The sequence below is a fragment of the Nocardia sp. NPDC050712 genome (assembly GCF_040654295.1).
GTDB lineage: Bacteria > Actinomycetota > Actinomycetes > Mycobacteriales > Mycobacteriaceae > Nocardia.
Window position 1 is genome coordinate 928,201 of the sequence record NZ_JBFAHT010000003.1, and the last position, 14,954, is coordinate 943,154.

Below are 14,954 nucleotides of genomic sequence, written 5' to 3' on the forward strand. Positions count from 1 at the left end.
AACCCGCGCTCGGAATCAGTTGGCGGGCGGGAGTTCGCGGGGGCCGCGCCGGCCCAGCAGTGAGCGCGACTTGCGGGGCGGAATCTTGTCGTACCGCTCCGAATCGAGACTCGGGCGCTGCGGGGGCTCGGGCTGGGGGAGCGCCGAATACTGCGGCGCCTGGGAGTAATCCGCGTCGACGACCGTCGCCGCGATGTGCTGGGCCTGCGGTGCGCCGGGCGCGAGCTGGTACCCGGTGTGCGCGGCGCTCATGGCCGGAGCGTGCGAATCCTGGCTGTCCACCGTGACTTTGCGGGTGCGGCGCAGGGTGAAGGTGATCTCCTCGACCTCTTCGAACGCCTGGCGGGCGGTGCGCAGCGGGTGCGTGGCGGTGTCGAACGCGTTCGCGACGAAGGCGGGCACCAGCGGGCGGATGAAGCGGGCCGCGGTGTCGGAGAACGGAACCTGGCCGATGATCGGCAGTTCCAGTCCGCCCCTGGATTCCGCCCGGGCCTGGTGCGGCACGAGTTCGGTGGCGCGCACGGCGGGCGGGTGCGAGACGGTGGCGGGTAGGTGGGAAGACACGGAGCTGTCCTTTCCGGCCGGAAGTTCGGCGGGTCGCGGTGCTGGGCCGAGGGGTTCGTTGACGCCGATCTCGAGCCCGCCGATGGCGGCGACGATGCGGGTGCGCTGGCGCTCCCGGTCGATGGCGGTGTCGGCCTCGGCGGCCAGCCGGGCGGCGGTGAGTTGCTGTTCGGCGCGCAGGTTTTCGGCCGCGGCGCGCACCTCGGCCTGCTTCACCGCGATCGCGGTGTCGGCGGCGCGCTCGGCCTCGTCCTGCACGGTGTGGAAGGAGTTGCGTCGTTCGAAGGAAGTGCTGCCGCGCCACCAGCGCAGCAGCAGCGGCAGCAGGGCCAGCAGGACGAAGGCCACCAGCGTGAGCAGCCACAGCAGCAGCGCGCCGGCACTGCCGAAGGCGTGGTCGTGCACGGCGAGCCAGCGCGCGCCGAGGCCGCGGTCGGCGTCGGCGAAGGCGGTGGAGCGCGCCGTGGCGGCGGTCTTCGCGGTGTCGGCGACGCGCTGGTCGGCCGTGTCCACCCGGGCCTGGGCCGCGGCCAATTGCGCGCGCGCGTCGTCGAGCATGGCGTTGGCGGTGCGTGTCTCGGGTCCGTTGCCGGGCACGCCGGTGATCACGGTCGGCGGGCACTGCGGCGATGGATTGAACTCGCACCGCGCGATCACGAGCGCGCGGTCGATCTCGGCCTGCGCTTTGACGATCGCCTGGTCCAGTGCGGAGCGGTCGGCCCGGGCCCGATCGAACTCGCCGGCCGTGGCCAGCACGGCGGGCGCGGTCGCGACGCCGCGCTGGGCCTTCTCGTCCACCAGCCGGTCGACGGTGCCGCCGAACAGGACGGTGGCGGCCAGCTCGGCGAGCAGCACGCCGGCCAGGACGGTGACGCCGATCGCGGCGAGCTGCCGACCCTGATCGGGCGCGGCGCCGGGGCGGGCGGTGGCCAGCGTCCGGCCGAGCGCGCCGGCCAGCAGCGTGACCACCAGGGCGACGGAGCCCAGCGCGACGAGCGAGAAGCCCGCGGCGCCCAGCGCCAGCGCGGTAACCGTGCCCGCGACCACGGCGAACAGCGCGACCACCGCGCCGGTGACGGCGTAGGAAGAGCGTTCGTGCCGCTGGATGTCCGCTCGATCCGGGGCGCCCCACCGCAGACCCCCGCCGAGCCAGGTGAACAAGCCGGTGACGGTCATGGGATCTCACATCCTCTTATGGCGTCAGGCGAAACTGTCACAGATTCGTTGTCACAGCGTGACAGCCCGTCCGGCGACACACCGAGCGCGTGGCCGGGGTTGTGGGCAGCCTCACAATCGGGCGGGGAGCCGCCGCTCGGGTCCCGGATTCGGCCGCGAGCGGGGTGTGCCGGAGGTGCTCTGCGAGGTTGCGCGCGGTCGCCGGCGAGCTGTGGCGAATCCCACCAAATTCGGTAGCTGGAAATGTGCTGTCAGCCACAAAATGAGAAAGAGTCCGGACGGTCGGATTCGCCTCCGCTGCTCGTCACACCTTCTGTCGGAAATGTCTCACGCGCCGCCGCAGCGAGGTAGCCGCCACTGCTTGGTTTGTCGATCGAGAGCGCGGGGAAATCCACTGCGATGCAGGTCGGAAGCTGGATCGACGAGGATCCGGCGGGCGGCGACCGGCAGGTTCGCGCAGGTTGACACCCCGAGCCCGGGAATCGATCCCGCGGCACCCGCTGCTTTACACTGGACAACGCGCACGAGTTGGAGGACCGAATGAAGAAGCCCAGCTAGACCTGGTTATTAGTCAAACCTAAGTTGGTTGGGCCCCGGACCTGACTTATCGTTTGCTCTTACGCCGAACACAAACTGGTCGGCACTATCGCCCGCACGGTTCACCCAGCCGGTGCCCCAGCGTAGCGGGCGACACCCGCAAGGAAGTTAGGAACTAGTAAGAGTTCCGTTACTTCCGAGCACCCCAACACCAATGCGGGTGGACAACTGGAGACGTGACTGCACACCGGACCATCAGCGCGGCTGGATCCGGAACGGCGGGCGCAGTCTTGACGTAGGCGTTCGACGGAAAGGCCATTTTCTCTTCGAAGGCCGACTTTTCTTGAAGGCAGAGGCATGACGCAACTTCCTGGCCACAGGTCCCCCGGACCCATCGGGCTTTATGACCCGGCGAACGAGCACGACGCCTGCGGTGTCGCGTTCGTCGTCGACATGCACGGCCGCCGCAGCCGCGACATCGTCGATAAGGCTATTACGGCTCTGTTGAACCTGGAGCACCGTGGTGCGGCCGGCGCCGAACCGAACTCCGGTGACGGTGCGGGCATCCTGCTGCAGGTCCCGGACCGATTCTTCCGCGCCATCGTGGACTTCGAGCTGCCGGCGGAGGGCTCCTACGCCACCGGTATCGCCTTCCTGCCCCAGGCCCGCCGCGAGGCCGCGCGCGCCGCCTACGGCGTGGAGAAGATCGTCAAGGAAGAGGGCCTCGAGGTCCTCGGCTGGCGTGAGGTCCCGATCGACGAGACGTCGCTGGGCGCGCTGGCCCGCGACGCCATGCCGACCTTCCGTCAGATCTTCGTCGCCTCGCCCAAGGACAGCGCCGAGCAGCTCGCCGGCGCCGACCTGGAACGCCGCGCCTACGTCATCCGCAAGCGGGTCGAGCACGAGCTCGGCCGCGCGGGCGCGGGCGAGGGCTCCACCGGCAAGGAATCGGTGTACTTCCCGAGCCTGTCCGGCGAGACCTTCGTCTACAAGGGCATGTTCACCACGCCCCAGCTGCGCGCCTTCTACCTGGACCTGCAGGACGACCGCGTCGAGTCGGCGCTGGGCATCGTGCACTCCCGCTTCTCCACCAACACCTTCCCGTCCTGGCCGCTGGCGCACCCGTTCCGCCGCGTCGCGCACAACGGTGAGATCAACACCGTCACCGGTAACGAGAACTGGATGCGCGCCCGCGAGGCGCTGCTGAACTCCGATGTCTTCGGCACCGATTCGGCCGGCAAGAACCGCCTGGAGAAGATCTTCCCGGTCTGCACCCCCGGCGCCTCGGACACCGCGCGTTTCGACGAGGTGCTCGAACTGCTGCACCTGGGCGGGCGCAGCCTGCCGCACGCCGTGCTGATGATGATCCCCGAAGCGTGGGAACGCAGCGAGAACATGGATCCGCAGCGGCGCGCGTTCTACGAGTACCACTCCTACCTGATGGAGCCGTGGGACGGCCCGGCCTCGGTCTGCTTCTCCGACGGCACCGTCGTCGGCGCGGTGCTGGACCGCAACGGCCTGCGCCCCGGCCGCATCTGGGTGACCGAGGACGGCCTGGTCGTGCTCGCCTCCGAGGTCGGCGTGCTCGATATCGAGCCGTCCAAGGTGGTGCAGAAGTTCCGCCTGCAGCCCGGCAAGATGTTCCTGGTCGACACCGCCCAGGGCCGCATCATCAGCGATGACGAGTTCAAGACGCAGCTGGCGAGCGAGCACCCCTACGAGGAGTGGCTGGCCGAGGGCGTCACCAAGCTCGGCGATCTGCCGGACCGCCCGCACGTGCACATGTCGCACGACCGCGTGCTGATCCGCCAGCAGATCTTCGGATACACCACCGAGGAGCTGAACCTGCTGATCTCGCCGATGGCGAAGAACGGCATGGAAGCGCTCGGCTCGATGGGCACCGATACCCCGATCGCGGTGCTGTCCTCGCGGCCGCGGCTGCTGTTCGACTACTTCTCGCAGTTGTTCGCGCAGGTCACCAACCCGCCGCTGGACGCCATCCGCGAAGAGGTCGTCACCAGCCTGAAGCGGGCCATCGGCCCCGAGGCCGACCTGCTGCACCCGGGCCCGGAGTCCTGTAAGCAGATCTCGCTCGAAGGCCCGATTCTCGACAACGACGAGCTGGCCAAGCTCGTGCACATCAACGACGACGGCTCGCACCCCGAGCTGCGCTCGGTCGTGGTGCGCGGCCTGTACCCGGTGAAAAAGGGTGGCAAGGGCCTGCGCAAGGCGCTCGAGGCCATCAACACCCAGGTGTCGGCGGCCATCGACGGCGGCGCGGCGATCATCGTGCTGTCCGATCGCGAGTCCAACGAGAAGCTGGCGCCGATTCCGTCGCTGCTGCTCACCGCCTCGGTGCACCATCACCTGGTGCGCGAGCGCACCCGCACCAAGGTCGGTCTGGTCGTGGAGGCCGGTGACGCCCGCGAGGTGCACCACATGGCCATGCTGGTCGGCTTCGGCGCGGCCGCGATCAACCCGTACATGGCCTTCGAGACCATCGAGGACCTGCTCGAGCGCGGCGCGCTGGAGATGCCGGGCAGCACCGGCGATCACGGCGCCGACTTCCGCAAGGCGGTCGCGAACTACAACAAGGCCGCCGGCAAGGGTGTGCTGAAGGTGATGTCCAAGATGGGCATCTCCACCGTGGCCTCCTACAACGGCGCCAAGCTGTTCCAGGTCATCGGTCTGTCGCAGGAGCTCGTCGACGAGTACTTCACCGGTCTGAACTCGCCGCTGAGCGGCATCGGCCTGGACGAGATCGCCGACGACGTGGCGGCCCGGCACCGGGTGGCCTACCTGGAGAACCGCAACGAGCGCGCGCACCGCGAGCTCGAGGTCGGCGGCGAATACCAGTGGCGGCGCGAGGGTGAGTACCACCTGTTCAACCCGGACACCGTGTTCAAGCTGCAGCACGCGACCCGCACCGGCCAGTACAAGGTCTTCAAGGAGTACACCAAGCTGGTCGACGACCAGTCCGAGCGCTTGGCCTCGCTGCGCGGTCTGTTCAAGTTCAAGACCAAGGAGCGCGCGCCGATCTCGATCGACGAGGTCGAGCCCGCCTCGGAGATCGTGAAGCGGTTCTCCACCGGCGCGATGAGCTACGGCTCCATCTCCTCGGAGGCGCACGAGACCCTCGCGATCGCGATGAACCGGCTCGGCGGCCGCTCGAACTCCGGTGAGGGCGGCGAGCATCCGGCGCGCTTCGAGGTCGAGGAGAACGGCGATTGGCGCCGCTCCGCGATCAAGCAGGTGGCCTCGGGCCGCTTCGGCGTGACCTCGCACTACCTGTCGAACTGTACGGACATCCAGATCAAAATGGCCCAGGGCGCGAAGCCGGGCGAGGGCGGCCAGCTGCCCGCGCACAAGGTGTACCCGTGGGTCGCCGAGGTCCGGCACTCGACGCCGGGCGTCGGCCTGATCTCGCCGCCGCCGCACCACGACATCTACTCGATCGAGGATCTGGCCCAGCTGATCCACGACCTGAAGAACGCGAACCCGCAGGCTCGGATTCACGTGAAACTTGTCGCGGAGCCGGGTGTCGGCACCGTCGCCGCGGGCGTCTCCAAGGCGCACGCCGACGTGGTGCTGATCTCGGGCCACGACGGCGGCACCGGCGCCTCGCCGCTGACCTCGCTCAAGCACGCGGGCGGTCCCTGGGAGCTCGGTCTGGCCGAGACCCAGCAGACGCTGCTGCTCAACGGTCTGCGCGACCGCATCGTAGTGCAGGTCGACGGTCAGATGAAGACCGGCCGCGACGTCATGATCGCCGCGCTGCTCGGTGCGGAGGAGTACGGCTTCGCGACCGCGCCGCTGGTGGTCTCCGGCTGCATCATGATGCGGGTCTGCCACCTCGACACCTGCCCCGTTGGCGTCGCGACGCAGAATCCGCTGCTGCGCGAACGCTTCACCGGCAAGCCGGAATTCGTCGAGAACTTCTTCATGTACATCGCCGAAGAGGTCCGGGAACTGCTGGCGTCGCTGGGCTTCCGCACGCTGGACGAGGCCGTCGGCCGGGTCGACATGCTGGACACCGCCAAGGCCAAGCAGCATCACTGGAAGGCCAGCAAGCTGGACCTGTCGCCGATCCTCGACGATGTCGAGACGGCGTTCATGTACCAGGATCGCCGCTGCACCAAGACCCAGGACCACGGCCTGGACAAGGCGCTGGATCAGCAGCTGATCACCCAGGCCCGCGAGGCCCTGGAGCGCGGTACCCGGGTCAAGTTCGAAACCAAGATCACGAACGTGAACCGCACCGTCGGCACCATGCTCGGCCACGAGGTGACGAAGAACTTCGGTGGCGTCGGCCTGCCCGACGACACCATCGACATCACCTTCACCGGCTCCGCGGGCAACAGCTTCGGCGCCTTCGTGCCGGCCGGCATCACGCTGCGCGTGCAGGGTGACGCGAACGACTATGTGGGCAAGGGCCTTTCCGGCGGCCACCTGGTCGTGCGCCCGTCGCTCAACGCCCCGGCCAACTTCAAGGCGGAGCAGAACATCATCGCGGGCAACGTGATCCTGTTCGGCGCCACCAGCGGCAAGGCGTTCCTCTCGGGTGTGGTCGGCGAGCGCTTCGCGGTCCGCAACTCCGGCGCCACCACGGTCGTCGAGGGTGTGGGCGACCACGCGCTCGAGTACATGACCGGTGGCAAGGTGGTCATCCTCGGTGAGACCGGCCGTAACTTCGGCGCCGGTATGTCCGGCGGTGTCGCCTACGTCTACAGCCCCAACGGCACCTTCCCGGACCGGGTCAACCCGGAACAGGCCGCTGCCCTGGAGGTGCTCGACGACGAGGACCGCACCTGGCTGCACGACATCATCGCCGAGCATCGGGCCCAGACCGATTCGGCTGTGGCCGAGCGGATTCTGAACGACTGGTCGCAGCAGGCGGCCAACTTCGTGAAGGTCATGCCGCGCGAATACAAGAAGGTTCTGCTCGCGATCTCCGAGGCCGAAAAGAATGGCGCGGACGTGAACGAGGCGATCATGGAGGCGGCTCGTGGCTGACCCACAGGGATTTTTGAAGCACACCAAGCGGGAACTGCCGACGCGTCGACCCGTGCCGCTGCGCCTCATGGACTGGAAAGAGGTCTATGAGGAGGCGGGGTTCGAGAAGGACACCCTCAAGCGGCAGGCCAGCCGCTGCATGGACTGCGGTATCCCGTTCTGCCACAACGGTTGTCCGCTGGGGAATCTGATCCCCGAGTGGAACGACCTGGTCTACAAGGGCCAGTGGCGTGAGGGCATCGACCGGCTGCACGCGACCAACAACTTCCCGGAGTTCACCGGGCGGCTGTGCCCCGCGCCGTGTGAGGCGTCCTGCGTCCTGGGCATCAACCAGGATCCGGTGACGATCAAGCAGGTCGAGGTCGAGCTGATCGAGAACGCCTTCGACGAGGGCTGGGTGACCCCGGTCTACCCGACCCGCCTGACCGGCAAGAAGATCGCCGTCGTCGGCTCCGGCCCGGCCGGTATGGCCGCCGCGCAGCAGCTGACCCGGGCCGGCCACACCGTGACCGTGTTCGAGCGCGCCGACCGCATCGGCGGCCTGCTGCGCTACGGCATCCCGGAATTCAAGATGGAGAAGCGTTTCATCGATCGCCGGATGGCGCAGATGGAGGCCGAGGGCACCATCTTCAAGACCGGCGTGAACGTGGGCGTCGACATCACCGCCGAGCAGCTGCGCGAGCAGTTCGACTCGGTCGTGCTGGCCGGCGGCGCCACCCTGGCCCGCGACCTGCCGATCCCGGGTCGCGAGCTGGACGGCATCCACCAGGCGATGGAGTTCCTGCCGTGGGCCAATCGCGTGCAGCACGGCGACGCGGTCACCGACGAGCAGGGCCTGCCGCCGATTCACGCGCGCGGCAAGAAGGTCGTCATCATCGGCGGCGGCGACACCGGCGCGGACTGCCTGGGCACCTCGCACCGCCAGGGTGCGGAGAGCATCCACCAGTTCGAGATCATGCCGCGTCCGCCGGAGGAGCGTGCCGGTTCCACCCCGTGGCCGACCTACCCGCTGATGTACCGGGTGTCCTCGGCGCACGAGGAGGGCGGCGAGCGCGTGTTCTCCGTCAACACCGAGCGTTTCGTCGGTGCGGACGGCAAGGTCACCGGGCTGCAGGCGCACGAGGTGCAGATGTCCAACGGCCGCTTCGAGAAGGTCGAGGGCACCGACTTCACCCTCGAGGCCGACCTGGTGCTGCTCGCCATGGGCTTCACCGGCCCCGAGAAGCCGGGCCTGCTCGAAGATCTCGGCGTCGGCTACGACCAGCGCGGCAACGTGCAGCGCGACAAGGGCTGGTCCACCAATATCCCCGGCGTCTTCGTGGCCGGCGATATGGGCCGCGGCCAGTCGCTCATCGTGTGGGCCATCGCCGAGGGCCGCGCCGCGGCCGCCGCGGTGGACAACTACCTGGAGGGTGAGACCGCGCTGCCGTCGCCGATCACCCCCACGATGGTCGCCCAGCGCTGACCCGAATCGAATAGCCAAGAGCGCCTGCGGACTCCGAGTCCGCGGGCGCTTTTGCATTTCCGGCGCGGCTCTGCTGAAGTGATCTTCGTCGGAAATCGGACATGGTGGTCCGGTTTGCGTGGCGCATGGCGTCTTTGGGCCTTATTGTGATCAGCGGCGTGCTGCGGATCTCCTCGGGATGTGAGATTTCACAGCGCAGCGCCACCGGGTTAACCACTGAGTTACTCGGCGTGCACTAGTGAGTCATCCGCCGAGTTCAATATGGTTAGCGGCTACTTGTCGGGGTGTGCCCTTCACGAGAGGGCGAGTGTGAACTGGAGCAGTATGCGGTTGAAGAAGGTTGTCGCGGCCCTCGGCGCGTCCGCGGCACTCGCGTCCGGCTTTGTCCTCGGCAGCGGTGCCGCTGCGGCGGCCCCCGGATGCCCGAGTCTCTATGTCGTCGCGATCCCCGGCACGTGGGAGACCGGCCATGACAAGGAGCCGGGTCCCGGCATGCTGTCCGGCGTCACCCGCGGCCTACCGCGCAACACCGAGGTCGACTACGTCACCTACGCGGCGACCGCCTTCCCTTGGGAGGGCGAGGTTTACGGCAACTCCAAGAAGGAGGCCGTCGGCAACGCGCGCGGGTTGATCGGTGCGATGGCGGCCCGCTGCGGCGCGACCAAGATCGCGCTCGTCGGCTACAGCCAGGGCGCGGACGCCGCCGGTGATCTCGCGGCCGAGATCGGCACCGGGCTCGGTGTCGTGCTGCCCGATCGCATCGCCGGTGTCGGCCTGATCTCCGATCCGCGGCGCTCGCCCACCGACATTCAGGTCGGCCCGTTCGCGGACGGCGGCGGCGCGGGCGGCCCCCGGGTCGGCGGCTTCGGCTTCCTGTCCGACCGCACCCGCACCATCTGCGCGGTGGACGACCTGTACTGCGCGACCGCGAGCGACGACTTCGTCACCCGCTTCGCGGGTTTCCTGGCCCAGAGCTCGGAGGCCAACCCGGCCAACATCTGGCGCTACCAACTCGAAGCGGGCGCGATCGTCAGCGATCTGATGGCGAACGGCGGTGTCTCGGTCCTGCAGTCGCAGCTGACCGAGTCCGCGAACCAGGAGCGGGCCAAGAACCTCGAGGAGTTCTACCGGTCGCAGTCGCACACGCTGTACGGCAGCTACCGCGTCGACGGCGGGCAGACCGCGATCTCCTGGATGCACAACTGGATCGCGGGCATGGCTTAATCACCACGAACAATGACGAAGGCCCACCTCGTTTTCGAGGTGGGCCTTCGTCATTGTGTTGTTAGCTGCTGCCGGCGGAGCCGGTGGCGGGGCGGTGCTGGAGGTGGAAGGTCGGGCCCTGCTCGGGGTGGTCGCCGCGGGGGTGGTGCGGGCGGGCGGGGACCGAGTCGGGGCCGGGGCCGGGGCCGCCGGGGTTGATGACGATGGTCTGGCTGGGGTCGCCGGGGGTGGGGAGGGCCGGGATGGCGGGGCGCCAGCGGTTGTCGTTGATCTCGGTGCCCTCGGGCGCCTCGGTGGTCACCGTGTTCGCGAAGTCCACCGGGTCGTCGGTGGGGGCCTGCGCGTTGGCGGTGACGGCGAGGGCGCCGAGCGGAACGGTGACCAGGGCACCCGCGATGATCACTCGGGCGGCGCGGCGACGGAAGGTCTTCTTGTCGGTAGGCACGTGGTTCCTTTCTCTGGGACGGTGACCGCCTCGCGGCGGCGCACTGCACCCATCAAAGGGCCGATCACTGGGACGCCGGTGCGACGAAGCTGGCAATCGGCTGGGAGTGGCTACACCGCTATTTCAGATTTCGCGGCAGCAGATCCCAGACGTGGCCGTTCTCGTTCACGGTGGCCGCGGTGCGGCGACCGGTGCGGGAGAACAGGACCCGGGTGATCGAGCAGTAGTCGATCGGGAAGGTCAGCGGGCGGGCCAGGCCGAGCACCTCTTGCAGCAGCACGTTGATCACACCACCGTGCGCGAACGCGACCACGGTGTCGGCCGGATCGGTGCTCGCGGCGATCTCGGTGACGGCGTCGCGGACCCGCTGGACGAAGGCCGCGCCGTCGATCTGCTCGGGCAGGTGACCGGCCTTGATCCGCTCGTAGGTGGCCTGGAATTCGGTCTTCGCGTCCTCGATCGGGATGTAGGCCGGCAGGTCGCGGTCGTATTCGGCGAGGTCGTCGACGATCTCGACGGCCAGGCCGAGTTTGCCGGCCAGCGGGTCGGCGGTGGCGCGGGCCCGGCGCTGCGGGCTGCTCAGGATCCGGCTGATCCGGTGCTGGCTCAGTGCGGCGGGCACTCGTTCGGCCTGCTCCTGCCCGATGGGCGACAGCTCCGGATCGGCCGGGCCGGTCGCGTTGACGACGCGGAGCGGTTGGGCATGGCGGACGAGAATCAACTGCACACCCCCACTCTGCCGCAAGGGGACGAAGCGGACCGGCCCGGGTCGCGTTGCGCGATCCGGGCCGGTGAGCGGGGCGGGATTGGGCTAGTTCCGCTTGCTGCGCTTGTAGAGCAGGTAGCCGCCGACGGCCAGCGCGATGACGAGCACGATGCAGATGAGGCCGAAGATCAGGCCGCCACCCTTGCTCTTCTTCTTTTTCTTGGCCGCGTACTCGATCGCCTGGGTGTAGGTGTCCGACGCCAGGTAGGTGTCCGGGTTGGCCCACACCGAGTGGTCGATCAACGTCACGTTGTGCAGCAGGTCGAGGTACATATGGCTCCCCAAAGTCGATGGCGGTGTCGGCCTCCTCCCGGGGCCGAGTTTCCAACATAGCCCGTGCTTTCGCCCGATGTGCGTAGTTCTCGAATGCGAAATCTCACGCCGAAAATTGCGCGCGATCGTTAACGATCAACGTGGTTTCACCAATGGGAAGGGCAGAGTTTCGCGAATACTGCGGCCGGTGATCAACATGACGATTCGATCCACACCCATCCCCAGCCCGCCGGTCGGCGGCATCGCGTGCTCGAGGGCCTGCAGGAAATCCTCGTCCAATTCCATGGCCTCGGGATCGCCGTTGGCCGCGAGCATCGACTGCTCGGTGAGCCGGCGGCGCTGCTCGACCGGGTCGGTGAGTTCGCTGTAGGCCGTGCCCAATTCGACGCCCCAGGCCACCAGGTCCCAGCGTTCGGCGACGCCGGGAATGCTGCGGTGCGCGCGGGTCAGCGGTGACACCGAGGTGGGGAAGTCGAGGTAGAAGGTGGGTTCCTCGGTCTGCGATTCCACCAGGTGCTCATACATTTCCAGCACCACCTGGCCGGCGTCCCAGCCGTGCTGATAGGGCACCTCGGCCTTGTCGCACAGCTCGCGCAGCTCGGCCAGCGTTGTCTGCGGGGTGATTTCGGCGCCGACGGCCTCCGACACCGCGCCGTGCACGGTCTTGACTGTCCACTGCCCGGAGATGTCGATTTCGGTGAGCGCGCCGTCCGGGCCGGGCCGCAGCGCGACCATTTTCCCGTTGGCCGCCAGCGCCGCCTGCTGAATGAGCTGGCGGCAAGTGTCCATCATTCGCTGGTAATCACTGTGCGCCTCATAGGCTTCCAAGATCGTGAATTCCGGGTTGTGGCTGAAATCCACGCCCTCGTTGCGGAAAGTCCGGCCCAGTTCGAACACCTTCTCCATGCCGCCCACGCACAACCGTTTCAAATACAGTTCGGGCGCGATCCGCAGGTAGAGGTCCAGGTCGTAGGCGTTGATGTGGGTGAGGAACGGTGTCGCGTTGGCGCCGCCGTGCACCTGCTGCAGGATCGGGGTCTCCACCTCGAGGTAGCCCAGGCCGTTGAGCGAGTCCCGCAGCGAGCGCACCACCGCGCTGCGCTTGGCCAGGATCTCGCGGGTCTCCGGGTTGATCGCCATGTCGACGTAGCGCTGGCGCACCCGGGCCTCCGGGTCGGCCAGGCCTTTCCACTTGTCCGGCAGCGGATGCAGGCATTTGCCGTTCATCCGCCAGTCCGCGGCAAGCAGCGATAGCTCACCGCGCCGGCTGGTGCCGATCTGGCCGCTGACCTCGATCAGGTCACCGAGGTCGAAGAATTCGGTGAACTCGGCGCTGCGTTCGACCCCGACCCGGTCCCGGTCGATGACCAGCTGGATATCGTCGGACCAGTCCCGCACCACCGCGAAGATGACGCCGCCGTAGTCCCGAATCCGCAGCAGCCGCCCGCAGATTCGCACCGTGGTGCCGCGCGGTGAGCGCCGCGCGGCGGCGACGGTGTGGGTCGGGGGATAGGCGGTCGGGTAGGCCTCGATGCCCGCGGCGGTGAGCCGGTCGAGCTTGTCCATGCGCACCCGCACCTGCTCCGGGCGGCGCGGGAACTGTTCCTCCACTTCGAGTTCGGGCGGTTCCGGCGGGCTGCCGTCGGCGTGCAGGCCGGTGCAGGCCGCGGGGACCGCGCTGCGCAAACCGGTGTGCGCCGAGGTCTCCGGGTCGCGGCCCAGGCGCGGCAGGAAGCCCTCGGCCAGCGCACTGGCCATCGCGGCGCGCGGCAGATGCCGGCGCTCCTCGAACAGGAAGAACCGCGGCACCCAGTGCGGCTGATACTTCACATTGGAGCGGTACAGCGCCTCCAGCTGCCACCAGCGCGAAAAGAACAGCAGCACACTGCGCCACATCCGCAGCACCGGTCCGGCGCCGATCCGCGCGCCCTCCTCGAACACCGAGCGGAAGACGGCGAAGTTCAGCGAGACCTTGGTGATGCCGTGCTGCTCGGAGGTCAGCGCCAGCTGCGAGATCATCAGCTCCATCACGCCGTTGGGCCCGTTCGGATCCCGGCGCATGAGCTCGAGCGAGGCGCCGGTGCGCCCCCACGGCACCAGCGACAGCATGCCGAGCACGTCCTCGCGGCTGTTGACCGCCTCGACCAGCAGGCAGTCACCGTCGAGCGGATCGCCCAGGCGGCCCAGCGCCATCGAGAAGCCGCGCTCGGTCTCGGTGTCGCGCCAAGCGTCGGCGCGGGCGATCACCTGCGCGAACTCCTCGGCCGGGACATCGCGGTGCCGCCGGATCCGCACGGTCACATCGTGTTTGCGCAACCGGTTCGCGGCCTGGCGGACCTGTTTGAGCTCCGGACCGGCCAGCGAGAAACTGCGGGTGTCGAGGATGGCCTCGTCGCCCAGGCGCAGAGCCGAGAGCCCGGCCCGGCGATAGGCGGTCGCGCCCACCTCGCTCGCGCCCATGACCGCGGGCGCCCAGCCGAATTGGTCGGCCTGGCGCAGCCAGGCGTCGATCGCCTGCGGCCAGGCCTCCCGGATGCCGATCGGGTCGCCGCTGGCCAGGCAGACGCCCAGCTCCACGCGATAGGTGATGGCCGCCTTGCCGCTGGGCGCGAACACCACCGCCTTGTCCCGGCGGGTGGCGAAGTAGCCGAGCGAGTCCTCGACGTCGGCGCGCTCCAGCAGCCCGCGGATCGCGGACTCGTCGGTGCCCGTCATCGCGTTGTCCGCGCGCTGCGAGCGCAGCAGCACGATCACCGCGGCCAGCAGCGCGGCGGCGCCGAACAGGCCGAGCAGGAAGTTGACGAATTGGTGTGGGCGGCCGTCGAAGTGCTCGTTGTCCACCAGCACCGCGGCGGTCACCCGGTAGACCGCCCAGCCCGGCCGCTGCCAGCCCTGCGGCAGCGTGCCGGGGAACAGCTCGACCAGGCCCCAGCCGAGCAGGCAGCCCGCGGCCAGGCCGCCGGCCAGCACGCCAAGCGCTTTCCAGCCGGCGCCGCTGCGCACCCGGGTGTAGAACTCGCGCCAGGCCGCCAGCAGCAGCCCCAGCACGACGACGTGCACGACCAGCGCGACCAGCGCGTGCATGCTGCCGCTCGCGGCGAAGTCCAGGGCGTTGGCGCCCGACCACAGCAGCGAATACCCGATCAGCAGCCACCAGGCGATGCGCTTGCGGCTGGCCACCGCGCCGGCCAGCAGGCCGACGATCAGCGCCCACATCAGGTTGGTCTCGGGCGCATCGATGTAGTAGTCGTCGATGTAGTGCCGCGGGACGTGGGTCAGGAAACGGAACGCGGGGGACAGACTCCACAGAAAACAGGTGACCGCGAAGACGCCCAAGATCGTGGCCGCGACATGCGGGACGTCGCTGAGGCGTCCGTGGCCGCGGTGCGGAACAGGTGGATTCGATCTCTCCGGCGGACGTTCGGTGGTGCGGTGCTCGGCTTGCGTGGAAGTCACCGGACCAGTGTGTACGGTCCGGCCGCTTCGGGCCG

Annotated in this window: 8 protein-coding genes; 3 read left to right on the forward strand and 5 right to left on the reverse strand. The window is 68.6% G+C overall.

The genetic code is table 11. The features are described 5' to 3' along the window. Positions 1-15 precede the first annotated feature (15 nt). Positions 16-1,740 carry a DUF4407 domain-containing protein gene (locus AB0H76_RS24715; RefSeq protein WP_357328343.1) on the reverse strand — a complete coding sequence of 575 codons (1,725 nt, stop codon included), beginning with the start codon at positions 1,738-1,740 and terminating at the stop codon, positions 16-18. An 894-nt stretch (positions 1,741-2,634) separates the two neighbouring features. Between AB0H76_RS24715 and gltB the strand changes: the two genes are divergently transcribed. The 3 genes from gltB to AB0H76_RS24730 all read left to right on the forward strand — a co-directional run bounded on the left by gltB (position 2,635) and on the right by AB0H76_RS24730 (position 9,979). Next, positions 2,635-7,290, forward strand: coding sequence for a glutamate synthase large subunit (gene gltB / locus AB0H76_RS24720; RefSeq protein ID WP_357328346.1), 4,656 nt, complete (start codon positions 2,635-2,637; stop codon positions 7,288-7,290). Then, positions 7,283-8,755, forward strand: coding sequence for a glutamate synthase subunit beta (locus AB0H76_RS24725; protein ID WP_357328349.1), 1,473 nt, complete (start codon positions 7,283-7,285; stop codon positions 8,753-8,755). The genes gltB and AB0H76_RS24725 overlap by 8 nt, the downstream gene beginning before the upstream one ends. 324 nt (positions 8,756-9,079) lie before the next feature. Then, complete coding sequence (locus AB0H76_RS24730; RefSeq protein WP_357328352.1) at positions 9,080-9,979, forward strand: cutinase family protein; 900 nt, start codon at positions 9,080-9,082, stop codon at positions 9,977-9,979. Positions 9,980-10,040: 61 nt separating this feature from the next. Here the strand turns inward: AB0H76_RS24730 and AB0H76_RS24735 are convergent, their stop codons facing one another. The 4 genes from AB0H76_RS24735 to lysX all read right to left on the reverse strand — a co-directional run bounded on the left by AB0H76_RS24735 (position 10,041) and on the right by lysX (position 14,919). Beyond that, a complete protein-coding gene (locus tag AB0H76_RS24735; RefSeq protein WP_357328355.1) occupies positions 10,041-10,424 on the reverse strand; it encodes a hypothetical protein in 384 nt (127 codons plus the stop codon). 118 nt (positions 10,425-10,542) lie between these two features. Continuing rightward, positions 10,543-11,151: a histidine phosphatase family protein gene (locus AB0H76_RS24740; protein ID WP_357328358.1), complete on the reverse strand. Its 609-nt coding sequence runs from the start codon at positions 11,149-11,151 to the stop codon at positions 10,543-10,545. An 84-nt stretch (positions 11,152-11,235) separates the two neighbouring features. Beyond that, the gene (locus AB0H76_RS24745) at positions 11,236-11,463 is read right to left on the reverse strand and encodes a hypothetical protein (RefSeq protein WP_357328360.1); all 228 of its coding nucleotides are present in this window, start codon (positions 11,461-11,463) and stop codon (positions 11,236-11,238) included. Between the two features lie 135 nt (positions 11,464-11,598). After that, positions 11,599-14,919: a bifunctional lysylphosphatidylglycerol synthetase/lysine--tRNA ligase LysX gene (gene lysX / locus AB0H76_RS24750; protein ID WP_357328363.1), complete on the reverse strand. Its 3,321-nt coding sequence runs from the start codon at positions 14,917-14,919 to the stop codon at positions 11,599-11,601. Between the last annotated feature and the right edge of the window lie 35 nt (positions 14,920-14,954).